The following is a 22,349-nucleotide window of genomic DNA, read 5'->3' as shown; positions in this document are numbered from 1 at the left end:
AATGGGCACCTATCTCCAATCGCTTATGAGAAAATTGCAAGAGCACTTAAGATAAATAACCTCTTAATGACCTTGGTTTGGATAGTCCCCCTCAATAAATCCATTACTATAACCGTAGGCAAAACTACTTAAAACCTCTATTCTACCTGATAATTCTTTAAAATCTGATAAGCTTGGTGGAATTCCTTTTACTCCTAGACTTTCTAATTCACGGGAAAAGTTGTAGTAAAACACAAAAACCACCAAATATGTATTTGGTGGAGACGGAGGGAGTCGAACCCTCGTCCAGAAATATCGCCACTTAAGCGTCTACGAGCGTAGTCGATATATTTGCATTTTCGCTAACCCCTATGCCTATCGACAGGCGTCGGAGTAGCTAGTCTGGTTATTCTCTTCCTTCATCCTCAGACGGTGGAATCCGGCGTAGCCCACTAAGAGTGAGTCCCTTACCCTACCACATGGGCGATGGAGGGAGGAACCGCTAAGCTAGCTTACGCTGCTAAAGCGAAGTTATTGTTTGATTTGCCAGTTATTATTGGCGTTGACGTTTTAACGAGGACGATCCCCTCGGCTCGCAACCCAAGCTCGAACTATCCCTGTCGAATCCGTAACGTCCCCATGATAAAAAGGGATGAACGGGAAGAATAAGTTGAGCTAAAGTCAACTATTCAATTGTCAGTTCATACACTATGTTGTCGCTTATGTTTCCCCTGCGACACTTATTATTATAACAAACCTACGGAAAAATGCAATTGTAAACTTTTGGTATACTACATTCCTTTTTGTCTATGTGCAAGCTCACGTTGGATGGATCGGTTTGCTTCTTTTCTCTTCAGGTCTTCACGCTTATCATATTTTTTCTTTCCTTTACCAAGACCGAGAAGAACTTTTGCAAAACCATCTTTTAAGTAAAGCTTCAATGGAACTAATGCGTATCCTGTTTCTTTTGTTTCACCAATAAGTCTATTGATTTGTCTTTTATGCAGAAGAAGCTTACGCGTCCGTAATGGGTCATGATTATGAATATTTCCTTGTTCATACGGGCTTATATGCATATTATGAAGAAAAACCTCTCCATTACGAATACGAGCAAATGAATCTTTCAAGTTAACTCTGCCACCACGAATTGCTTTAATCTCTGTCCCCTTTAGGACAATCCCTGCTTCCATTGTGTCTTCAATGGAATAATCGTGACGTGCTTTCTTATTTTGGGCAATTTGCTTGCCTGCTCCCTTTGGCAATCCGGACTCCCCCTTTTCTATCTACAAGTGAAATTTTTTCGATTATTTCTTTATTATACAGAAGATTGACGAAGGAGCAAAGTCACATCCTTTGCTCCTTCCGAGATTATCTTTTTTTCGTTCTCCGTTTGCTGACAGGTGAATTTTCAAAATGCTTTTTGTTATTCTTTTTCTTCTTTTTGTTTCTCGGTGGTCGAGTAGACCATTCTTCTTTGCCACCATTGCCTTTTGAATCATTCTTTTTACGCGAGCGATCCACTCCACCCGTTTTCACTGTACGAATTCGGTCTTGTCGATCACTGTTGTTATTTTTCATGCCAACAATTTCAAAATCAATAGCACGTTCATCCTTGTTGACGTTGACTACCCTTATTGTGATTTCATCACCAATTCTAAAAACATTGCCGGTTCTTTCCCCAATCATTGCAAGGTGACGTTCATCATAACGATAGTAGTCATCTGTCATATAACTAACATGAACAAGCCCCTCAATTGTATTTGGCAGTTCAACAAACATTCCGAAGTTTGTTACAGAGCTAATAATCCCGTCATACTCTTCCCCAATCTTATCTTCCATATATTCCGCTTTTTTCAGTTCGTCTGTTTCTCTTTCTGCGTCCACTGCTCTTCTTTCACGGCTTGATGTATGTTCAGCAATATGATCCATTTGTGCATCCCATTTTGCTCTTGTTGATTCATCCAATTTACCGTCAATAAGATACGTACGTATTAAACGGTGAACAATGGAATCAGGATAACGACGGATAGGCGATGTAAAGTGCGTGTAGTAATCCGTTGATAATCCAAAATGCCCTAAGCTTTCTGGGTCATATTTTGCTTGTTGCATCGAACGAAGCATGATAGTGGATACAACCATTTCTTCTGGCTTCCCTTGTACATCTTCAATAATTTCTTGAAGCGCTCTAGGATGCACAGCATTTGCTGTACCTTTTACAACTAATCCAAAGTTTGTGATGAATTCAAAGAAGCGTTGTAACTTGTCTTCTTTTGGATCCTCATGAATACGATAAATAAACGGAACATCCATCCAATGAAAATGCTCTGCAACCGTCTCATTTGCTACCAACATAAATTCTTCGATTAATTTTTCCGCTACAGAACGCTCTCTCATCGCAACGTCTACAGGTTTGCCTTCTTCATCGACAATAACTTTTGCTTCTTTAAAATCAAAGTCGATTGCACCACGTTTCATCCGCTTTGTTCTTAAAATTTGAGCAAGCTCTTCCATCTCTTCAAACATTGGAACGAGCGGCTCATATCGATTGCGCAGCTCCTCATCTTTATCAACTAAGATTCCATTTACATCCGAATACGTCATTCTTTCCGTTGTTTTAATCACACTTTGGAAGATTTCATGTTTGACAACTTGACCTTCTGAATTGATTTCCATATCACAAGAAAGTGTCAATCGATTAACTTTCGGATTTAAGGAACAAATCCCATTAGATAAACGGTGTGGGATCATTGGAATAACCCGGTCTACTAAATAAACGCTTGTTCCTCTTTCAAATGCCTCTTCATCAATCGGTGATCCTTCTTTTACATAGTAGCTGACATCCGCGATATGTACACCAAGCTTATAGTTTCCGTTATCGAGCTTTGTTACAGTCACCGCGTCATCAAGGTCTTTTGCATCAGCACCATCGATTGTAACGATTGTTTGATCACGCAAATCTCGACGATTAACTAAATCTGACTCATCAATCTCATCCGGAACCTGGTTTGCCTGTTCTAACACTTCATCAGGGAAGTCTACTGTTATACCGTGTTTATGGATTACCGATAGAATATCTACGCCAGGATCATTTTTATGACCAAGAATTTGAGTGACCTCTCCTTCCGCACTTTTACGCCCTTCAGGATAAGAAGTCAATTTCACTACTACTTTATGGCCTTCCACTGCGCCCATATTTGCAGATTTGGGAATGAAAATGTCACTTGCAAACTTTTTATCATCTGGAAGCACAAATCCAAAATGCTTACTCTCCGTGTATGTTCCAACTATTTCTTCTACACCACGCTTGAGAATACGGACAACTGTCCCTTCTCTTCTTGAACCGGATGATTCAGAAGATACTCGGACTAATACAGTATCTCCATTCATTGCATTGTTTGTTTCATTTGGAGGGATAAATATATCATCCATGCCTGATTCTTCTGGAATCACGAAAGCAAATCCTTTGGCATGGGCAGAAACTTTCCCTCTTATTAAATTCATTTTTTCGGGCAAGCCATAACGATTGCTGCGTGTCCGAACGACTAATCCCTTCTCCTCCATTACAACTAATGCCTTTACAAATTCCTTGAAGTTCTCAGATCCTTCAATCCCAAAAGCATCTTCAAGTTCTTGTACAGTTAATGGTTTATAAGCTTCATCTTTCATATAAGAAAGTAGCCTGTCCACATGCTCTTGTATGTTTTCGTCCATGAATAATCCCTCCTAATTCTATTTCTACGACAAGCCTTTAAGGCCTTAAAATCATTTAAACAGTCCAATTTAGTTTTTCTAAAAATTGATAAACATCCTCATGAAGCTGTTCTTTTTCTTTATCCAACGTAATAACATGACCTGAATTTTCATACCATTTCAAGTCTTTTTCCTCAGACTCTACTTCGTTATATATAATATTTGCAGAATCTGTATTAATCATGTGGTCATTTCGTGCTTGAACAACAAATGTCGGGGAATAAATCATATCAACATTTTCTCTTACTTCCGCAATCAGTCCTTGAAGAGCTTCTAATGTATTCATAGGAGTTTTCTTAAACTCTTCTACTTCTTTTTCAATTTGATCTTCTGGTTTTCCTTCAAACTTTTTAAATTCACGGGCGTACTCTACTACACCCTTATACATGACTTCCTCACTTTTTATATACATTGGGGCACACATAGGGACAATACCCTTTACAGGAACAGTGTAACCTAATTTGAGGGAAAATACCCCACCTAGTGAAAGTCCAGCAACTGCTATCTCTTCATATCCCTTATTTTTCAAATGTTCGTAGCCATTTATCACGTCTTGCCACCAATCCTCTGGGCCTGTATGTACTAATTCCTCTGGGGGCACACCATGACCTTTATAATGTGGTGCATGGGAGGTGTATCCTTTCTTTTCTAAAAAACGCCCAAGCATTCGCACATCTGACGAATTCCCTGTAAATCCATGCAACAATAACACCGCTCTTGAGCCGGCTTCAAAGGTAAATGGTTTTGGTAAAACTGTTTTCATTTTTTTCTACTCCTTTAGTTTTAGGTTATGTATATCTCCGAAGTTTAACTAATCATTTTCTTCACCTATTTATTTTTAGCAAAGAATGAACGTACATTCCAATATTTCGTATTATATTACTGTTTTATACTGTTCTGTGCCAGGAATAAGTTGGACTTTCTGTGCCAGGAACAAATCTAAAGATTTGTTCCTGGCACGAACTGCAAAAAAACAAAATAAAATAAAAAAACCCGACCATTAAAGATCAGGTTTCAGTATCTTATAGAATAATAACACCTATTGTTAAAAGAAAGAACAATACAGATACAACAATTGTAGCTCTATGAAGTACTAAATCAATTCCGCGTGCTTTTTGCTTACCGAACAATTGTTCCGCACCACCAGAGATGGCACCTGAAAGTCCAGCACTTTTCCCAGATTGAAGTAATACAAGAACGATAAGTGCGATTGATACAATAACAAGTAAAGTGACTAATAACGTGTGCACGAGCCCACCTCCTGATACGAACATTACAGTATTTTCAGTTTACCATAGTCGTCTAAGATGGACAAGAAAATTATCTTAATTCTGTATCAGAGACCTTTATCTCCTAGATAAGTTGCCATTTTGGACCTGGCATCTTAGCTCCTGGACAAAATATAAATTAACAAAAAAGCAGAGCAAATCCCCTTAAGAATTTACTCTGCTTTTACTAACGCTATTGAAACGAAAGTTTATCGTTTCACGTTATAGAAAGTTTTCGCACCAAGATATTGAGCTGTGTGAGCTAATTGATCTTCGATACGTAGTAATTGATTGTATTTTGCTACGCGGTCTGTACGAGATGGAGCACCTGTTTTGATTTGACCAGCGTTTGTTGCAACAGCGATGTCAGCAATTGTGCTATCTTCTGTTTCACCAGAACGGTGAGAGATAACTGCTGTGTAGCCAGCACGTTTTGCCATTTCAATTGCATCAAAAGTTTCTGTAAGTGTACCGATTTGGTTTACTTTGATTAAGATTGAGTTACCAACACCTTGTTCGATACCTTGAGCAAGTTTATTTGTATTTGTAACAAATAGGTCGTCACCAACTAATTGAACTTTGTTTCCTATGCGGTCTGTTAATAGTTTATGACCTTCCCAGTCGTTTTCATCTAGACCATCTTCAATAGAGATGATTGGGTATTTAGAAGCCATTTCTTCATACCAGTCAACCATTTCTTCAGAAGTACGAACAACACCTTCACCTGAAAGATGATATTTTCCATCTTCTTTATTGTAGATTTCAGAAGATGCAACGTCCATTGCAAGAAGAACTTCTTCTCCTGGTTTGTAGCCGGCTTTTTCGATTGCTTCAATGATTGTAGATAATGCTTCTTCATTTGATTTTAAGTTTGGTGCGAAACCGCCTTCGTCACCAACTGCTGTGTTATAGCCTTTTGCTTTAAGAACTGCTTTTAAGTTGTGGAAGATTTCTGCTCCCATGCGAAGTCCTTCTTTAAAAGTAGAAGCACCTACAGGCATAACCATGAATTCTTGAATGTCTACGTTATTATCTGCATGTTCTCCACCGTTTAGAATGTTCATCATTGGTACTGGAAGTTGCTTCGCATTAAATCCACCAAGATATTGGTATAATTCTACGCCGAAGAAATCAGCAGCTGCACGTGCAACAGCCATAGAAACACCAAGGATAGCATTCGCACCAAATTTACCTTTATTTTCTGTTCCATCAAGTTTGATCATTGCTTGGTCAATTGCCACTTGATCTGTTACATCGTAACCGATAATTTCTTCTGCAATTTCACCGTTTACATTTTCTACTGCTTTTTGTACACCTTTACCTAAGTAACGGTCTTTATCTCCATCACGAAGTTCTACTGCTTCATATTCACCTGTTGAAGCACCTGATGGAACAAGCGCGCGTCCGAAAGCACCTGATTGAGTGTAAACTTCTACTTCTACTGTTGGGTTACCACGTGAGTCTAATACTTCGCGTGCATATACATCTGTAATAAATGGCATTAAAAATCTCTCCTTTATTTTTGAATTAATGATTTTCCAGTCATTTCAGTTGGCTGATTTACATTTAATAAGTCAAGCATTGTTGGAGCTAAATCACCAAGAATACCGCCATCACGAAGTTCCAATCCTTTTTTCGTTACGATTACAGGAACTGGATTTGTCGTATGAGCTGTCATAGGACTTCCTTCTAACGTGACAACTTCATCAGCGTTTCCATGGTCAGCAGTAATAATCGCTGCTCCACCTTTTTCTATAATAAGGTCGACGATTTTTCCTAAGCATTCATCGACTGTTTCGATTGCTTTTACAGTAGGCTCTAACATACCAGAATGTCCTACCATATCAGGATTTGCAAAATTCAAGATAATCGCATCTTGTTGATCGTCTTGAATTTCCTTCATAAGAGCATCCGTTACTTCATATGCGCTCATTTCTGGTTTTAAATCATATGTTGCAACTTTTGGAGAATCAATTAGAATTCTCTTTTCTCCAGGAAATTCTGCTTCCCTACCGCCACTCATAAAGAAAGTGACATGTGGGTATTTTTCTGTTTCTGCTATTCGCAACTGTTTCAAACCATTTTGAGATAACACTTCACCAAGCGTGTTGTCCAAGTTAACTGGCTTAAATGCTACAAATCCATCAACCGTTTCACTAAAATGCGTTAAGCAAACAAAGTGAAGGTTATTAGGATGCTTCTCGCCACGATCGAAGTCACGGAAGTCTTTATTTGTAAATGTATTCGAAATCTGGATAGCACGATCAGGACGGAAGTTATAGAAAATAACCGAGTCATCGTCCTTAATGGTAGCTACAGGTTCCCCATTTTCTTTTGTAATAACGGATGGAAGCACGAATTCATCGTAAATTCCATTTGCATAAGAATCATTTACAAGTTCAATCGGATCCTGATATGTCGGTCCTTCACCATAAACCATTGCACGATAGGATTTTTCTACACGATCCCAACGTTTATCACGGTCCATGGAGTAGTATCGACCGGAAATAGTTGCAAATTCCCCTACACCAGTTTCCTCCATTTTCTTTTGTGCACTTGCAATATATTCTTTTGCCGTCTGTGGTCCAACATCCCGTCCATCTAAAAATGCATGAACATAGACATTCTTCACACCTTCTTTTGCGGCTAAACCAAGCAAGGAATAAAGGTGTTCAATATGACTGTGTACGCCTCCATCAGATAATAAGCCAAAAATATGAAGGTTTGTTCCCTTTTCTTTTGCTGAATTTATTGCATTAAGGAATGTAACGTTTTGTTCAAATTCCCCTTCACGGATTGATACGTTTACGCGGGTTAAACTTTGATACACAACGCGTCCTGCTCCGATATTTAAATGTCCCACTTCGGAGTTACCCATTTGTCCTTCTGGTAACCCGACAGCTTCACCACTAGCTGTCAAGGTATTATGAGGGTAACTATTCCAATAGCGATCAAAGTTTGGTTTTTTCGCATGTGTTACTGCATTACCTTTTTCTTCGTTGCGCAACCCTAATCCATCTAAGATGATGAGTGCTACAGGAGCTTTACTCATTAGAACCTGCCTCCAATAATTGCAAGAAAGATTGAGGTTCTAAGCTTGCACCACCAACAAGAGCACCATCAATATCAGATTGAGCCATATATTCTTTAATGTTGGCAGGTTTTACACTTCCGCCGTATTGGATTCGCACCGCATCTGCTGCATTTGAAAATTCACCAGCAACTACTTGGCGGATGTGTGAACAAACTTCATTTGCATCTGCTGCTGTAGAAGATTTACCTGTTCCAATTGCCCAAATTGGTTCATACGCAATAACTGTTTGTTTTACTTGTTCTTCTGTTAAACCAGCAAGAGCTTTTTTCACTTGACCCGCAACAATCTCTTTTGTTTCTTCGTTTTCACGTTGTTCTAATGTTTCTCCAACACAAACGATTGGTGTAAGGTTATGTTTGAATGCAGCTAACGTTTTTTTGTTAACAGATTCATCTGTTTCATTGAACATTTCACGACGTTCAGAATGTCCAAGGATTACATATTTAACGCCTAAGTCTTCTAATGCCACTGGACTTACTTCTCCAGTAAAAGCACCACTTTCTTCAAAGTGCATATTTTGAGCACCGATTTCAACATCGTAGTCTTTTGTAATTTCTACAAGACGCTCTAAAAATAAAGCTGGAGCACAAATAACAGCATCTACTGTGTCTGCTTTTGGAACAAGTCCGTTCACTTCTTCTGCAAAAGCTTTTGCTTCCGCCATTGTTTTTTGCATTTTCCAGTTACCAGCAATAATTGGTTTACGCATGTCAATCATCCTTTCTTGTCTAGCTATAGCGGCTGAGAGGCTCAAAGTCGTTTCTACTTTTCGGTTTGTCTGGTTCCAGCGGCTAGCTCGCTAGAAAAAAGACGACTTCTCCATAAGGCAAAGAACGCCTTTCCGCAATGACTACCTTATGCTTGTCACCTCTGAACAAGCCGCTTCCACTTTTTGAGTTGTCTAGTTCCAGCGACTAGAGGCTCGAGTCATAAGCCATTCATCCCAAAAAGGCAAAGAGCGCCTTTCCGGGATAACTGTCTTATGCTTGTCGCCTCTGGACGAGTCGCTTCCACTTTTTGAGTTACTTGTTGTTTAGCGCAACTACGCCAGGAAGTTCTTTTCCTTCCATAAACTCTAACGAAGCTCCTCCGCCAGTTGAAATATGACTCATTTTATCGGCTAAATCAAACTTTTCAACAGCTGCTGCAGAGTCACCGCCACCGATGACGGAATATGTATCTGTTGCATCAGCCAATGCATTTGCTACGGCTTTTGTTCCATTCGCAAATGCTTCTAATTCAAATACACCCATTGGCCCATTCCAAATAACAAGCTTCGAATTTTTAATAACATCTTGGAATTGCTCTCTTGTTTTTGGACCGATATCAAGCGCTTCCCAATCAGCTGGGATAGAGTCAATTGATACTACTTGAGTGTTTGCATCATTTGAAAAGTCATCAGCGACAACAACATCAACAGGCATGTAGAAGTTAACGCCTTTTTCTTCTGCTTTTTTCATAAATTGTTTTGCTAGATCAATCTTATCTTCTTCTAAAAGGGATTTCCCTATTTCATGGCCTTGTGCTTTTACGAACGTATAAGCTAAACCGCCACCAATAATAAGGTTGTCCACTTTTTCTAATAGATTGTCGATAACACCAATTTTATCTTTCACCTTCGCACCGCCGATAATAGCTGTAAAAGGACGCTCTGGATTAGAAAGTGCTTTCCCTAAGACCTCAATTTCTTTTTCCATTAAAAGACCAGCAACAGCAGGAAGATGTTTCGCTACACCCTCAGTAGATGCATGTGCACGGTGAGCAGCACCGAACGCGTCATTCACGTAAATATCTGCAAGAGAGGCTAATTCTTTAGCAAGCTCTGGGTCATTTTTTGTTTCACCAGGATAGAAACGAACATTCTCAAGAACGAGAACGTCACCTTCTGACATGTCGTTTACTATTTGCTGAACATTTTCTCCGTATGCTTCATCGGCTTTTTTTACATCTTTGTTTAAGATTTCACCTAATTTTTTAGCTACTGGAGTTAAACGTAGTTCTTCCACCACTTGGCCTTTTGGACGACCTAGGTGGCTCGCTAAGATGACCTTTGCTCCCTGATCCACTAAGTACTGAATAGTAGGCAAGGCAGCACGAATGCGAGTTTCATCTGTTATCTTTCCGTCCGACATAGGAACGTTAAAGTCGACACGACATAATACGCGTTGCCCTTTTACCTCTACGTCTTTAATCGTCTTTTTATTCATTTGCAAAAGGCCTCCTTTAATTAATCTTGTATCTCAAAATTAGAAAAAGGGGAGTGGGGAATCTTCCCCGCTCCCCTTCATCCCTTTATATTATAGATGGCGGGACATAATTTATCCAATACAAGCTAGATAATTATGCCACGTTAATCATTATTTAATTAAAGACCTTTTGAAGCGATATATTCTACAAGGTCTACAACGCGGTTAGAGTAACCACTTTCGTTGTCATACCAAGAGATAACTTTAACCATGTTTCCTTCCATAACCATCGTAGATAAAGCATCGATAGTAGAAGAAGCTGGGCTACCGTTGTAGTCAGTAGAAACTAATGGATCTTCACTGTATTCAAGAACGCCGTTTAAGCTTCCTTCTGCTGCTTCTTTAAATGCTGCATTTACATCTTCAACTGTTACATCTTTGTCAAGTTCTGCTACTAAGTCAACAAGGGAAACGTTTGGAGTTGGAACACGAACTGCTCCACCATTTAGTTTACCTTCTAGCTCAGGAAGAACTAGTGATACTGCTTTAGCAGCACCTGTAGTTGTTGGAATAATGTTTTCTGCCGCAGCACGAGCACGACGATAATCTTTATGAGGTAAATCTAAGATTTGTTGATCATTTGTGTATGAATGAATAGTTGTCATCATACCACGTTTGATACCGAATTTATCGTTAAGTACTTTTGCGAATGGAGCTAGACAGTTTGTTGTACATGAAGCGTTAGAAAGTACATGATGACTAGCTGCATCATATTTATCTTCGTTAACACCCATTACGACTGTAATATCTTCTTCTTTAGCAGGAGCAGAAATGATAACTTTTTTCGCACCAGCATCTAAATGTTTCGCTGCATCTGCACGGTTTGTGAAGCGACCAGTAGATTCTACTACTACTTCAACACCAAGATCTCCCCAACCAAGTTGAGCTGGGTCACGTTCTGCTAATACTTTCACTTTTGTACTACCTACAACAAGGTAGTCACCGTCTACAGAAACTTCTTGATCAAGTTTACCGTGAACAGTATCATATTGTAAAAGGTGAGCAAGCATGTTTGCATCTGTTAAGTCATTAACCGCTACTACCTCTACATTTTCATTGTTTAAAGCTGCACGGAACACATTACGTCCGATACGTCCAAATCCGTTAATACCAATTTTAGTTGCCATGAATAACTTCCTCCTTTAGGGAATTAAGGATGTTTATATATTTCAAAAGGGAATTACCCTTTTAAAAGCACTCTCGCTGCTCCTTCGTCTGTAATTAATACAGTTGATGATGGAGCACTTTTCATATAGGCTCGTATTGCTTTTGCTTTTGAGCCTCCGCCTGCAACGGCAATTACATTGTTTGCTTTACTCAAATCTTCTAGCTGGAGACCGATAGTGGGAACTTTATGTACAACTTCGCCTTCCTCGTTAAAGTAGTATCCAAAAGCTTCCCCAACTGCATGTTCACTTAAGATTTTTTGAAAATCTGCTTCACTCGTTTTTCTACGCTCCGCCATCGTCACCGCATCACCAATTCCATGCAAGACAATATTGGCAGAAGTGATAAGACTTAACACTTCTTTTATCATTGGCTCTTTTAAAAACGATTTATAAACCTCTTTGCTAACTTGATCTGGTACATATAATACCCGGTGACGAGCACCCGTTTTTTCAGCCATTGTGGAACAAATCGTGTTAGCCTGATTTTTCATATCTTCCCCAATCCCGCCTCTAGCTGGAACAAATAGGGTTTCATCACTTGCAAAATCTGGAGTAAGCATTTCTGCGACTGCCGTCATAGTAGTCCCGCCGGTCACAGCGATGATATTTTTCCCCGCTAATCGTTTTTTCATACTAGCAGCGGCTGCTCTTCCTAATTCTTCTTTTACCCAAGGAGAGTCATCGCTATTCCCTGAAACAATAACTATTTCATTAAGATTGAGTAAACTTTTTAACTTTTGCTCCATTTCATTTATTCCCGAAATCTCTCTCATCAAACTTCCGACTCTTTCCAACAGGATGATTCCATCACCCGTGAGACTCATTCCGGATGTTCTAATTTCAATGAGATCTTGATTTTTCAAGAATTCTACTTCGCTCCTTAATACCCTTTCTGTTAATCCTAGTGATTGGGCAAGGCTTCTACGGCCAACTGGCTGCATATAGCGAATAGAACGAAGAATATAATGGCGCTTATGCATAACTTCAAGCAGGTCAGGTAATAATCGCTTTTGTATATCAATAATTGACTCCATATGTAAAAGCTCCTTTAAAATGTAAGTGGTCAAAATAGGTCCCACATAGACATATTATGTCCCACTACATGCAAAAAAAATTCATCCCTGCTTTCAATGTTCATTTTAACAGGTGATGAAACAAGATTCAACTATGATAACTCAACATTTTTCGTGTAAACGTTTGCTTAAAGTGAAAAAGTCAATTTGTCCATATTGAAGGATTTCTCCTTCTAATTCAATGACCGGAATCATTAATCCAAATTTCTCTGTTAACTCATCACTTTCCTCAATATCCTTTTCAATTATCTCAAAAGGACAATCTTCCTGTACCAATTTCAGTAGTTGCATCGCCTCGGTACATAAATGGCATTTATTCCTTGTATAGAAAAAAACTTTCTTCATGATTTCTCCTTTTCACAATAAAAGTGGAAGCGGCTTGATCAGCTCGCGAAGAAAATAGTGAGCTAGCCGCTGGAACTAGACAATATAAAAATAGTGGCGACCCGATTAAGTTACCATTTAAAGAGGCAAAGGGGGTCTGACCCCTTCCCTATTGATAAGCATAATGACCAACACACACATTAACAAAGTGACCATGTCTACAGGGGTCTGACCCCCACAAGTAATCAGCAGACACTAAATATAAAAACTAAACTGCCCCCTAGCCGCTCAAACTCAAAAATAGTCAATATCGTTTCCGCATCGTCGAAGAAGGGATATTCAATTGATCACGGTATTTAGCAATGGTCCGCCGTGATACATCAAACCCTTTTTCTTTTAACTGCTGCACAATTTTCTGATCAGATAATGGCTTTTGTTTATTTTCATCCTTGATTAATTTTTGAATCGCCTTTTTTACTTGAGTACTAGAAACAGCTTCTTCCTCAGAAAACATTGAGGTTTTCACGGCAGTTGTAAAAAAGTACTTCATCTCAAATATCCCAAAGGGCGTCTGCATATACTTGTCCCTAACCGCTCTTGAAACGGTTGACTCGTGTAACCCAACTTCCTCAGATACTTGCTTCAATGTAAGAGGACGTATCTTTTCAGGTCCCCCTAAGAAAAATTGTTGTTGTTTCTCAACTATTTTCTTTCCTACCTTTAAAATTGTTTCACTTCTTTGCTGTAAGCTTTGAATAACCCAACTATAATCCTGCTGTTTTTCACGTAAATACTTCTGAACGTCCGGATCTGCTTTTCCTGTAAAAAACTGATCATATTCTTCATTATACTGAACTTTTACGATTGTTCCATCAAAGAGCGTTACAACAATTCCCTCTGCGCTCGTTCTTACAATCAACTCAGGTATGATATAAGAAGGATTTTCCTTCGCGTAACACGCCCCAGGACGCGGGTGGAACTTCTGAATATAGTCTGCCACTTGCTGAATACTACTAATATCAACTTCTAATTCCTTTGCAATCTGAGCCCATTTTTTCTCGGCAAATGCTTGAAAGTGGTCACGAATGACTTGGTTAACGAATGTCGGGGCATCATTGTCTTTTTCCAGCTGTAGGAGAATACATTCCTGTAAGTTTCTAGCCCCCACTCCTACTGGTTCAAGTTGCTGCAGTGTATGAATATAGTAATCTAGCTCCTCTTGTTGAAGATTATACTTTGCCAAGAAGGAAGGTTCATCAATATGAAGATAGCCATTTTCATCCAAACTATAAATTAAATCAACAAATGGCTTATTTTCCATATAAGAAAGCGATTTCAAATTTAGTTGTGCAAAGAGATGATCTGCCAATGTTGCGTTAGAGACAGATAATTGTTCTATCCATTCCAGCGGACTTTCTTGTGTCCCTCTATTAGTTTTACGAGATTGATATTCTTTATAGTCAACCGTCTCTAATTGTGGTCTTTCTAATTGAATAAGAGGATTTTCCAACGCCTTATTTTCAAGGAAAGCATTTAATTCCTGGGAAGAATATTGTAAAAGTGTAATGGCTTGAGTAAGCTGTTGTGTCATTTGCAGTTTTACACTTTGTTGTTGCCATAAACCAGCCTTTAAATTCATCATAATTTCCCTCCCTATTTTTCATTTTACACGAAATAGAACTTGTCGTTAATGGTAATTAAGTGAAATGATATTCCATGTCGACAGTTTATGTCTGATCATCAATTTCTACATATCGCAAGTCGAAATTTACGGTAGCGATCACTGTTTTATTAGAAAATATATGTAAAAAGAAAGGAATTAAAACTGATAGAGGCAGAAAGGATATAAAAAGAAGTTTGCACCTACGTAGGAATTACCGAGCTACAACTCAAGAACCAGAATCTCTATTACCTAGTGGAAGCATAACTGCAATACTGCAAAATCGACCTTAGCGTTATTTCTATATTAGTGGAACGTAGGAAACTTTGTCAACGGTCGTTTTTTACGGTATATTGACAACCACTTCCTACTAGCAAAACGCTCGTTCGTTATGGATGACTCCCTGTAAAATAAAAATGGAGAAGCCACATTAAAAATAATGTAACTTCTCACAAACTCTCACTTTAATAATGCTTCCACGCTTCATTATATTTTTTAATTAAAATTGGATCCATTAAGGTGTTAACCTCTAATGGAATCTTCTCTCCATCCTTCTTAATGTTTCTATCAATATCTTTCCCAAAACTTCTTAAGCTTGCAAGAGTCTCTTCATCTAAAAATTTCGTCCCTTGAGGAAGTTGCACCCCGCCCCACTCGATAGGCTCTCGCTTTGCAAGTACGAATCCCCAGTCACCGAAGCTTGGAATATCCACATGTAAGTTTGTAGTCTCTAACCCTGTTGCTCGAATTGTGTTATCAATTGTCCAATAAACTTCTGTCGCAAATGTTGGACTTGTCGCTTGGATCATCACACTTCCACCAGGGTTTAAGTGGTTTCTTACTAGTTGATAAAACTCCAACGTATAAAGCTTATTCAATGATTCATTATTCGGGTCAGGCAAATCGACGAGAATAACATCGTAAAGTTTTTCCGCCTTTTCTAAAAAAACAAACGCATCCTTATGTATCGCCTTGACTCGCGGATCATCAAAAGCATGATCATTGAGGTCCACAATATCATGATGATTCTTTGCCAGTTCTACCATTTCCGGATCTAAATCAACAAGCGTGATTGTTTCTATTTCATCATATTGCTTCAATTCGCGAACAGCCAATCCATCTCCACCACCGAGAATCAGTACATCCCGTTTCTTATCAGACATCGCCATCGCTGGATGAACGAGCGTCTCATGGTATCGGTATTCATCTGTAGAACTAAACTGAAGCTGTCCATCTAGAAATAACCGCAAATCGCCTTGCTCTTTTGTTAAAATAATCTGTTGATACTTTGTTTGGTCATAGTGAACAATTGGATCACGATACAGCTTTTGCTCTAATGAAAAAGCTAATTCTTCTCCAACAAGTACCCCAGCTACTAAAATGACTAATATCGTTATCCCTGCTGCAGCGTGACGTTTAATTTTTTTTATTTCATCCCGAAAGTAAAAAAGAAACCATAAAGCAACCGCGACATTAATCATGGCGATAACAAATGCTGATTTCACTAAACCTAGTTCAGGGCGTAAAAGATACACAAATAAAAGACCACCTATTAACCCACCTGCATAGTCGGAAAACAGAACTCTTGCAGCACTTCGGTTTAATGTTTCTCCAATTTCATTTGCTTTCCGAATCAATATTGGCAACTCCACCCCAGTCAACGTTCCCACTAAGAGGGTAATAGAATATAAAAACAAGGCATCTGTTCCTTCTCCTATGTATGCTGTCACTCCGAAGAGAAGAAAAACGGATAGTCCTCCTAAAAGGCCAATTAAATATTCAATCCAGACAAAGGAGAGAATCAGATTCTTCGTCACCTTTTCGCTTATCGATGCTCCTATCCCCATTCCTGTAAGAAAGAGGGAGATGGTTAGCGTATACTGCTTTACTCCATCTCCCAAAATATAAGATCCTGCTGCACCAAAAAGCACTTCAAATATGATGCCACAGATTGATACAATTCCTGATGCCCAATATATCGCCTTTGTTTTCTTTATTTTTTGTTCCTGCATGTTTATGATTCCCTTCTTCAACGCCTTACGTAACGGATGCTCCTATTACAAAAGCTAATCCAACAGACACAGCAAAGCTAATGATCCCTACTGAAATATTTCCTTTTAGTAATTGCTCTTCGACAGAAAACTTTCTTGTCAGGAGTTCAAAAATTAAATAGGCAATCATTTGAAGAACAACACCAAACGCTCCCCAGATAAGGGTATCCACCAATTCTGAACTATGATAAATAGAGAAAGCTAGGATAATACAAATCCCAATAATTTTTCCACTAATAGAGAGAGCAACGGCATTATTCCCGTTTAAAACCTCATCCCAATCTTTATATTTTTTTGTCAGCAATTCAAAAATGACTAATCCAATAACAACAATAATAATAGATAATGCAAAATACATAAGTGTTAATAAAAATGGTTGCATTCTCTTACTCCCTTCATCTATTTTCCTGAACCCGGTCCTCCACCTCGTACTGACGAAGACCCGCCTCTAATAGTTGGTGTTTTATTTAATCCTTTAAAGCTTCCACCAGATGCCCCGTAACCACCATAACAATTATTAGGGTTTCGCTGACATTTTAATCTTTGTTTTTTCCCCCAGTCATCCACATCTAATACTTCATCCAATACCCAAAGTAAAAGCAAACCATCAAAGAAGCTGGGACTATAATTATTTCGAACAAATTCGTCATTAGCAACTTCAATAGTAGTATTTGCACTATCTTCCTTATCTTTTGTCAAAATAACAAAAAGGGTGTCATACACGAGAACCTGCTTATCATCTTTCACCTCGCTTTTTTCAACTGGCTCCATATGACTACTTATATTCGATGCCACTTCTTCAATTGACTGGTTCTCTGCTATGTATATTTCAGAAAAATTAGAGCTATTCGAGGCACTTGAAACGGTATCATAAAGGGTATATTCATTATTAATAAACTCTGCTATTCCTTCTTTAAATAGCGAACCGCTCCCAGCATTCGAACCACAAGCTGCTAACAATAGAACGACAGAGAGAAGAAGGGGGAGAAGTCGTTTTTTCATTTATTCACCCACTTTCCATTCAAAACTAACGGGACTGAATATTAGTCAGCCCCACCTGCTTTATTCTTTTTCTTTTCCGATTTGCTTTTTCAAAGCCGCTAGCTCATCATCTACACTATTCTTTTTGTCTAAAGCGTCTAACTCATCATCTAAGCTTCGACTAGAAGAACGCATATCATCACTTGTCTCTGCCTCCGCTTCGAATTGTAAAACCTTTTCTTCCATACGTTCAAATCCTTTTCTGGACTGGTCTCCACCAATACCAGACATTGCACGGTTCATTTTTGTTCTTGTTTTTGCCGATTCTGCTCTTGCTTTGAGAGAATCTTTTTTCAGTTTCATTTCGTTGTATTCGCTCTTCATTTCATCAAGCTTTGTTCTAAGCGTATCAGCATCTTCTTTTGCACGAATATAGGATTCATGTAATGTATCCGCTTGGGATTGATACGTTTTTTTATCCTCTAATGCTCTGCGTGCTAAATCCTCATTCTCTGCTTCCAGTGCTTTAACGGCTTGTTCTTGTCGTTTCGTTGCCATCTTCTCCGCATCTTCATATTTCTTCTGAAGCATTTTTTCGTTAGCGATTTGTTTTGCAACAGCAGCCTCCGCATCACGAATATCCGCTTCCATCTCACGCATGAACTGATCTAACATTTTTACCGGATCTTCTGCTTTATCAAGCATTGCATTTAATTCTGAACCTACCACTGTTTTCATTCGTTTAAAAAATTGGAACAAATAAATCTCCTCCTAATTAATAGTTATTTACCAGCAATAATTTTTATTTCATATTCTTCAATTTCATATCCATAGCTTACTTCAATTTCTGAACCCCAAACCTCTACAGATAGAAATTGTTCCTCTTCCTCATCACAATAATCATAGTACTTACACTGAATGTTGTTAACATTTTTCCCTCGACCTTCACCACGAACAGTCGCTACACCAGATTCGTCTAAGGTAAAATTGATTCCGTCGTGTTGAAGCTTTTTCGGAAGTGGCTCTTGAAGCTTCAACTTTATTTTTTCATAGACTCCTAAATAAAGTTCATCATCCATTTCCGCACTTAGCCAAAGCGTCTTAGCTGGACTTTGAAGTTGGTAAGCAATCCACTCAAATCCATGGTCGTTATACGTTAATTTCCCTACCACTTGATAATCCTCGAGATCGTAGGAAATAATATCCCCCACCTCTATTGATAAGACATCGCGTTTTTTCACTTCAGGAATCTGCTTTTCCTTTTTCCCAAATAGTTTATTCAAAAAGCCCATACAACACCTCCGTTCTGCTCACATATATTATGTACGTGTAACCGTAGTGATAAGTTTCATTTTATAATAATTTTTTCTACTTTTAGTTTACCCCTGCTGATTGCTATCAAAAACAAATAAAGTTAGAGATAATTCGGAGATTAACGTAAAAACTGTTATAAGTCATTTTAGATATGTTATTAAAAAAATGAAGACTGCTTGTATGAAAAAATATTTTTACGCACCGTAAAGTCGTTTAGGATAATCAAAATGAATCGATTCTAAACCCCTTTGGCACTAAATTTACTTTTTTATAGTAGCTGGTGGCGGCTTCGTTTCAGCCACCGTGTAAGTTTTTCGTAAATATTATTGCTTTTAACGGAATTTAAGTTAGACCTACTGAGTTGATTGGAGCGGAGGGCACTTGATTCCTGCGGGAAGAGAGGGAAGTGGGAGACCCCACAGGCGAAGCCGAAGGGTCTTGTTCCCGTAGCGGAAATCAACGGGCAAAATTCATAAGCAAAAACAACAATCTGTGAGAAAACAGCCAAAATAAAAAAGGTGTATTTGCGTTTACTAAATCGCAAATACACCTTTTTTATAACTTTACGCCCTCGGAGGGAATCGAACCCCCATTTCAAGAACCGGAATCTTACGTGTTATCCGTTACACCACGAGGGCTTGTGTCATAAAAGGTTTAATAGCCTCGTACAAATGTATATTATAATAAAAAAAATACCGAATTGCAATAAGAAAAGCGGAGGCGGCTTGATCAGCCCCGACAAGCATAAGACGATTATCCCAGAAAGGCGCTTTTTGCCTTTTGGGGATACTTGACTTATGACCTCGAGGGGCTAAACGCTGAAGCTGGACAGATAGAAAAGCGGAGGCGGCTCGTTCAGCCCCGACAAGCATAAGACCAGCATCCTGGAAAGGCGCTTTTTGCCTTTTTGGGATGCTGGTCTTATGACCTCGAGGGGCTAGCCGCTGGAGCTGGACAGACAGAAAAGTGGAGGCAGCTCGTTCAACTCGTGAATTTTATAGTACCCTTCCTATTAACATTTCCCCTGTTTAAAAAAGGAATCAATGGGTATGATGTAGAAAGGATTGTATTAGGAAATTGAAAAGCAAAGAGTTTGACCTTAATTGACCAACAGTGTATGATTACAGTACATAGTAAATATGGTTTTACAAAGAATTGATCAATATATATTAGAGGAGGAAAAAAAGCATGAACTTAATTCCTACAGTTATTGAACAAACAAATCGTGGTGAGCGAGCTTACGATATTTATTCTCGCCTTTTAAAAGACCGCGTCATTATGCTAGGAAGTGCTATTGATGACAATGTAGCAAACTCCATTGTAGCACAGCTTCTATTCTTAGAATCCGAAAATCCTGAGAAAGACATTTCTATTTACATCAATTCACCAGGTGGTAGTATTACTGCTGGTATGGCTATTTACGATACAATTCAATACATTAAACCAGATGTTCAAACAATTTGTATCGGAATGGCAGCATCTATGGGTGCTTTCCTATTAGCAGCAGGTGCAGAAGGCAAACGTCTTGCTCTTCCAAATGCAGAGGTTATGATTCACCAACCGCTAGGCGGAGCACAAGGTCAAGCAACGGAAATTGAAATTGCTGCAAAACGCATTCTTTTCTTGCGTGAAAAACTAAACCAAATTCTCTCTGATCGTACTGGTCAACCATTAGATGTTATCGCAAAAGATACAGACCGCGACAACTTCATGACTGCTGAAAGAGCAAAAGAATACGGTTTAATTGACCGCATCATTACTCGCAATGACATGAACAATAAATAATAACAAAATCGAAAGTACAAACGGCTCATTAAGAGTCGCCAAACTTTCTCGGAAAAACAGCTGAGATCTTTCTTGATCTCAGCTGTTTTTATGAAAGCAACCTCAGACAAGCTTGCAAATAGAAAAGCGGAAGCGGATTATTCAGCTTGCGAAGAAAATAAGAAAAGCGAAAGCGTATCGTTTACAAAAAACAACAAAAGAGTTATTTGAGGAAAACTCCCTCAAATAACTCTCTTTTCTATTAAATTACTATCCTTCCTTCTGAACAAAATCAACTAGTGCCCCGACCGCTTCCTCTTCATCATTACCATCTGCAATCAGTGTAATCGCAGTACCCGTACTAATAGCTAAGCTCATTAATCCCATAATACTTTTAGCATTCACTTTCTTTCCATCTCTCTCTAAAAAAATATCAGAAGAAAAACGATTTGCCTCCTGCACAAATAACGCTGCCGGACGAGCCTGCAATCCCGTTTTCAGTGTAACTTCCGTTTGCTTTTCTACCATAGGTCCTCTCTCCCTTATCAAATTTTATCTATGATTATATATTATTTCCTGCCCTCTAAAAATATAGCGCTTACATAAGTGGATATTTTTAAAGTTTAATGAACCATTCAAAAGGATTCCCTTTTCAAGTGATTCACTAAACTTACTTTGACTTTACATAACACCATCAAATGATGGAAGTTTCCATTCACTGTACTTTTTCCCCACTGCGTAGTCTGTCCGCAATTTGATCAATTTTACGTAAGCGGTGATTGATACCAGATTTACTTATCGTTGCCCCAGAAACCATTTCACCTAATTCTTTTAATGTAACATCTTGATAAGTAACTCGTAATTCCGCTATCTCCCGCAACTTATCTGGAAGTACACCGAGTCCAACAGTCTGCTCAATTAGCCGAATGTTCTCCACTTGTCTAAGTGCCGCTCCAATTGTTTTATTTAAATTAGCCGTTTCACAATTTACTAACCTGTTAACTGAATTTCTCATGTCTCTAACTATCCGAACATCCTCAAAGCGAAGCAATGAACGATGAGCACCGACGATATTAAGAAATTCGGTTATCTTTTCCGCCTCTTTTAGATATGTTATGAAACCTTTTTTTCGTTCTAATGTTTTACTGTTTAATCCAAACGAATTCATCAGTTCAGACAATGCTTGGTTATGCTCTTGATAAAGGGAGGCCACTTCTAGATGATAAGAAGAAGTTTCTGGATTATTTACAGATCCTCCCGCAAGAAACGCTCCCCTTAAATACGACCTTTTGCAACATTTCTTCTTAATCAAGCTTGGAGCGATATTATGGACAAATGTAAATCCATCACCTAAGATTTGCAAGTCTTCTAGAATCTCTTTTGTATCCTCTTTAATTCGAACAATATAGACGTTATTTTTCTTTAAACGCATCTTTTTGCGGACAAGAAGTTCAACAGGAGTGTCATAGCTTTTTTTAATTAGCGTATAAATTCTTCTTGCAATCGCTGCGTTCTCCGTCTGAATATTAACGACCAACATTTGATTAGAAAACGACAATGATCCATTCATACGAATTAATGCAGACAGTTCCGCACTGGAACAACAATCTTTAATTTCAATATTCGTTAACTCTTTTTTCGTTTCTGACGCAAATGACATCCCATCGTCACCCCCT

The 22,349-nt window shown here is 38.6% G+C and carries 21 protein-coding genes, 1 tRNA gene and 1 other RNA gene; 1 reads left to right on the top strand and 22 read right to left on the bottom strand.

The window, feature by feature from the left end; genetic code table 11:
• Nucleotides 1-63: 63 nt before the first annotated feature.
• The 20 genes from ACFSUL_RS01490 to ACFSUL_RS01395 form a co-directional block, all read right to left on the bottom strand.
• A complete protein-coding gene (locus ACFSUL_RS01490; RefSeq protein WP_377932029.1) occupies nucleotides 64-234 on the bottom strand; it encodes a hypothetical protein in 171 nt (56 codons plus the stop codon).
• Between the two features lie 21 nt (nucleotides 235-255).
• Nucleotides 256-618, bottom strand: a transfer-messenger RNA (tmRNA) gene (gene ssrA / locus ACFSUL_RS01485).
• Nucleotides 619-770: 152 nt separating this feature from the next.
• Nucleotides 771-1,241, bottom strand: coding sequence for an SsrA-binding protein SmpB (gene smpB, locus ACFSUL_RS01480; RefSeq protein WP_377932027.1), 471 nt, complete (start codon nucleotides 1,239-1,241; stop codon nucleotides 771-773).
• Between the two features lie 106 nt (nucleotides 1,242-1,347).
• Nucleotides 1,348-3,690 (bottom strand): ribonuclease R, encoded by a 2,343-nt coding sequence (rnr, locus tag ACFSUL_RS01475; RefSeq protein WP_377932025.1) that lies wholly within the window; start codon nucleotides 3,688-3,690, stop codon nucleotides 1,348-1,350.
• A gap of 55 nt (nucleotides 3,691-3,745) precedes the next feature.
• Nucleotides 3,746-4,492 carry an alpha/beta hydrolase gene (locus ACFSUL_RS01470; RefSeq protein ID WP_377932023.1) on the bottom strand — a complete coding sequence of 249 codons (747 nt, stop codon included), beginning with the start codon at nucleotides 4,490-4,492 and terminating at the stop codon, nucleotides 3,746-3,748.
• A 259-nt stretch (nucleotides 4,493-4,751) separates the two neighbouring features.
• Nucleotides 4,752-4,979, bottom strand: a complete 228-nt coding sequence (gene secG / locus ACFSUL_RS01465) for a preprotein translocase subunit SecG (RefSeq protein ID WP_071410803.1) — start codon at nucleotides 4,977-4,979, stop codon at nucleotides 4,752-4,754.
• Between the two features lie 227 nt (nucleotides 4,980-5,206).
• Nucleotides 5,207-6,499, bottom strand: coding sequence for a phosphopyruvate hydratase (eno, locus tag ACFSUL_RS01460; protein WP_377932020.1), 1,293 nt, complete (start codon nucleotides 6,497-6,499; stop codon nucleotides 5,207-5,209).
• Nucleotides 6,500-6,513: 14 nt separating this feature from the next.
• Entirely contained in the window at nucleotides 6,514-8,049 is a 1,536-nt protein-coding gene (gene gpmI, locus ACFSUL_RS01455; RefSeq protein ID WP_377932018.1) for a 2,3-bisphosphoglycerate-independent phosphoglycerate mutase, read from the bottom strand.
• The gene (gene tpiA / locus ACFSUL_RS01450; RefSeq protein ID WP_071410800.1) at nucleotides 8,042-8,800 is read right to left on the bottom strand and encodes a triose-phosphate isomerase; all 759 of its coding nucleotides are present in this window, start codon (nucleotides 8,798-8,800) and stop codon (nucleotides 8,042-8,044) included. Before tpiA ends, gpmI begins: the two co-directional genes overlap by 8 nt.
• Nucleotides 8,801-9,113: 313 nt before the next feature.
• The gene (locus ACFSUL_RS01445; RefSeq protein ID WP_377932016.1) at nucleotides 9,114-10,298 is read right to left on the bottom strand and encodes a phosphoglycerate kinase; all 1,185 of its coding nucleotides are present in this window, start codon (nucleotides 10,296-10,298) and stop codon (nucleotides 9,114-9,116) included.
• Between the two features lie 158 nt (nucleotides 10,299-10,456).
• Entirely contained in the window at nucleotides 10,457-11,464 is a 1,008-nt protein-coding gene (gap, locus tag ACFSUL_RS01440) for a type I glyceraldehyde-3-phosphate dehydrogenase (RefSeq protein WP_377932014.1), read from the bottom strand.
• Nucleotides 11,465-11,517: 53 nt separating this feature from the next.
• Nucleotides 11,518-12,540 (bottom strand): sugar-binding transcriptional regulator, encoded by a 1,023-nt coding sequence (locus ACFSUL_RS01435; RefSeq protein ID WP_071410797.1) that lies wholly within the window; start codon nucleotides 12,538-12,540, stop codon nucleotides 11,518-11,520.
• Nucleotides 12,541-12,681: 141 nt separating this feature from the next.
• On the bottom strand, nucleotides 12,682-12,924 hold the full coding sequence (locus ACFSUL_RS01430) for a glutaredoxin family protein (RefSeq protein ID WP_377932012.1): 243 nt from the start codon (nucleotides 12,922-12,924) through the stop codon (nucleotides 12,682-12,684).
• Nucleotides 12,925-13,207: 283 nt separating this feature from the next.
• Nucleotides 13,208-14,545: an RNA polymerase factor sigma-54 gene (rpoN, locus tag ACFSUL_RS01425; protein ID WP_377932010.1), complete on the bottom strand. Its 1,338-nt coding sequence runs from the start codon at nucleotides 14,543-14,545 to the stop codon at nucleotides 13,208-13,210.
• Nucleotides 14,546-15,027: 482 nt separating this feature from the next.
• The gene (locus tag ACFSUL_RS01420) at nucleotides 15,028-16,575 is read right to left on the bottom strand and encodes a polyamine aminopropyltransferase (RefSeq protein ID WP_377932008.1); all 1,548 of its coding nucleotides are present in this window, start codon (nucleotides 16,573-16,575) and stop codon (nucleotides 15,028-15,030) included.
• Between the two features lie 25 nt (nucleotides 16,576-16,600).
• Nucleotides 16,601-16,996, bottom strand: coding sequence for a DUF350 domain-containing protein (locus ACFSUL_RS01415; protein WP_377932006.1), 396 nt, complete (start codon nucleotides 16,994-16,996; stop codon nucleotides 16,601-16,603).
• 17 nt (nucleotides 16,997-17,013) lie between these two features.
• Entirely contained in the window at nucleotides 17,014-17,616 is a 603-nt protein-coding gene (locus ACFSUL_RS01410) for a DUF4247 domain-containing protein (protein ID WP_377932004.1), read from the bottom strand.
• A gap of 60 nt (nucleotides 17,617-17,676) precedes the next feature.
• Nucleotides 17,677-18,354, bottom strand: coding sequence for a PspA/IM30 family protein (locus tag ACFSUL_RS01405; RefSeq protein WP_377932002.1), 678 nt, complete (start codon nucleotides 18,352-18,354; stop codon nucleotides 17,677-17,679).
• A 23-nt stretch (nucleotides 18,355-18,377) separates the two neighbouring features.
• On the bottom strand, nucleotides 18,378-18,887 hold the full coding sequence (locus ACFSUL_RS01400; RefSeq protein WP_377932000.1) for a DUF4178 domain-containing protein: 510 nt from the start codon (nucleotides 18,885-18,887) through the stop codon (nucleotides 18,378-18,380).
• Between the two features lie 588 nt (nucleotides 18,888-19,475).
• Nucleotides 19,476-19,547 (bottom strand) — tRNA-Arg (locus ACFSUL_RS01395).
• Between the two features lie 550 nt (nucleotides 19,548-20,097).
• Here ACFSUL_RS01395 and clpP point away from each other — a divergent pair.
• Nucleotides 20,098-20,694 carry an ATP-dependent Clp endopeptidase proteolytic subunit ClpP gene (gene clpP / locus ACFSUL_RS01390; RefSeq protein WP_377931998.1) on the top strand — a complete coding sequence of 199 codons (597 nt, stop codon included), beginning with the start codon at nucleotides 20,098-20,100 and terminating at the stop codon, nucleotides 20,692-20,694.
• Between the two features lie 249 nt (nucleotides 20,695-20,943).
• Here the strand turns inward: clpP and ACFSUL_RS01385 are convergent, their stop codons facing one another.
• Nucleotides 20,944-21,201 (bottom strand): HPr family phosphocarrier protein, encoded by a 258-nt coding sequence (locus ACFSUL_RS01385; protein ID WP_377931996.1) that lies wholly within the window; start codon nucleotides 21,199-21,201, stop codon nucleotides 20,944-20,946.
• A 187-nt stretch (nucleotides 21,202-21,388) separates the two neighbouring features.
• Nucleotides 21,389-22,333, bottom strand: a complete 945-nt coding sequence (whiA, locus tag ACFSUL_RS01380) for a DNA-binding protein WhiA (RefSeq protein WP_377931994.1) — start codon at nucleotides 22,331-22,333, stop codon at nucleotides 21,389-21,391.
• Nucleotides 22,334-22,349: the final 16 nt, after the last annotated feature.

The organism is Bacillus seohaeanensis (assembly GCF_042684945.1).
Lineage (GTDB): Bacteria > Bacillota > Bacilli > Bacillales > Bacillaceae_B > Rossellomorea > Rossellomorea seohaeanensis.
The sequence above is the reverse complement of the archived record's forward strand: the minus strand, read 5'-3'. Positions and strand labels throughout refer to the sequence as shown.

Excerpts from the sequence above, each read along its gene's own strand:
- gpmI (WP_377932018.1), bottom strand. The coding sequence starts at position 8,049 with ATGAGTAAAGCTCCTGTAGCACTCATCATCTTAGATGGATTAGGGTTG.
- ACFSUL_RS01415 (WP_377932006.1), bottom strand. The coding sequence starts at position 16,996 with ATGCAACCATTTTTATTAACACTTATGTATTTTGCATTATCTATTATT.
- rpoN (WP_377932010.1), bottom strand. The coding sequence starts at position 14,545 with ATGATGAATTTAAAGGCTGGTTTATGGCAACAACAAAGTGTAAAACTG.
- ACFSUL_RS01430 (WP_377932012.1), bottom strand. The coding sequence starts at position 12,924 with ATGAAGAAAGTTTTTTTCTATACAAGGAATAAATGCCATTTATGTACC.
- whiA (WP_377931994.1), bottom strand. The coding sequence starts at position 22,333 with ATGTCATTTGCGTCAGAAACGAAAAAAGAGTTAACGAATATTGAAATT.
- eno (WP_377932020.1), bottom strand. The coding sequence starts at position 6,499 with ATGCCATTTATTACAGATGTATATGCACGCGAAGTATTAGACTCACGT.
- clpP (WP_377931998.1), top strand. The coding sequence starts at position 20,098 with ATGAACTTAATTCCTACAGTTATTGAACAAACAAATCGTGGTGAGCGA.
- ACFSUL_RS01470 (WP_377932023.1), bottom strand. The coding sequence starts at position 4,492 with ATGAAAACAGTTTTACCAAAACCATTTACCTTTGAAGCCGGCTCAAGA.
- rnr (WP_377932025.1), bottom strand. The coding sequence starts at position 3,690 with ATGGACGAAAACATACAAGAGCATGTGGACAGGCTACTTTCTTATATG.
- ACFSUL_RS01435 (WP_071410797.1), bottom strand. The coding sequence starts at position 12,540 with ATGGAGTCAATTATTGATATACAAAAGCGATTATTACCTGACCTGCTT.
- ACFSUL_RS01410 (WP_377932004.1), bottom strand. The coding sequence starts at position 17,616 with ATGAAAAAACGACTTCTCCCCCTTCTTCTCTCTGTCGTTCTATTGTTA.
- ACFSUL_RS01445 (WP_377932016.1), bottom strand. The coding sequence starts at position 10,298 with ATGAATAAAAAGACGATTAAAGACGTAGAGGTAAAAGGGCAACGCGTA.
- ACFSUL_RS01400 (WP_377932000.1), bottom strand. The coding sequence starts at position 18,887 with ATGGGCTTTTTGAATAAACTATTTGGGAAAAAGGAAAAGCAGATTCCT.
- ACFSUL_RS01420 (WP_377932008.1), bottom strand. The coding sequence starts at position 16,575 with ATGCAGGAACAAAAAATAAAGAAAACAAAGGCGATATATTGGGCATCA.
- ACFSUL_RS01385 (WP_377931996.1), bottom strand. The coding sequence starts at position 21,201 with ATGGTAGAAAAGCAAACGGAAGTTACACTGAAAACGGGATTGCAGGCT.
- gap (WP_377932014.1), bottom strand. The coding sequence starts at position 11,464 with ATGGCAACTAAAATTGGTATTAACGGATTTGGACGTATCGGACGTAAT.
- tpiA (WP_071410800.1), bottom strand. The coding sequence starts at position 8,800 with ATGCGTAAACCAATTATTGCTGGTAACTGGAAAATGCAAAAAACAATG.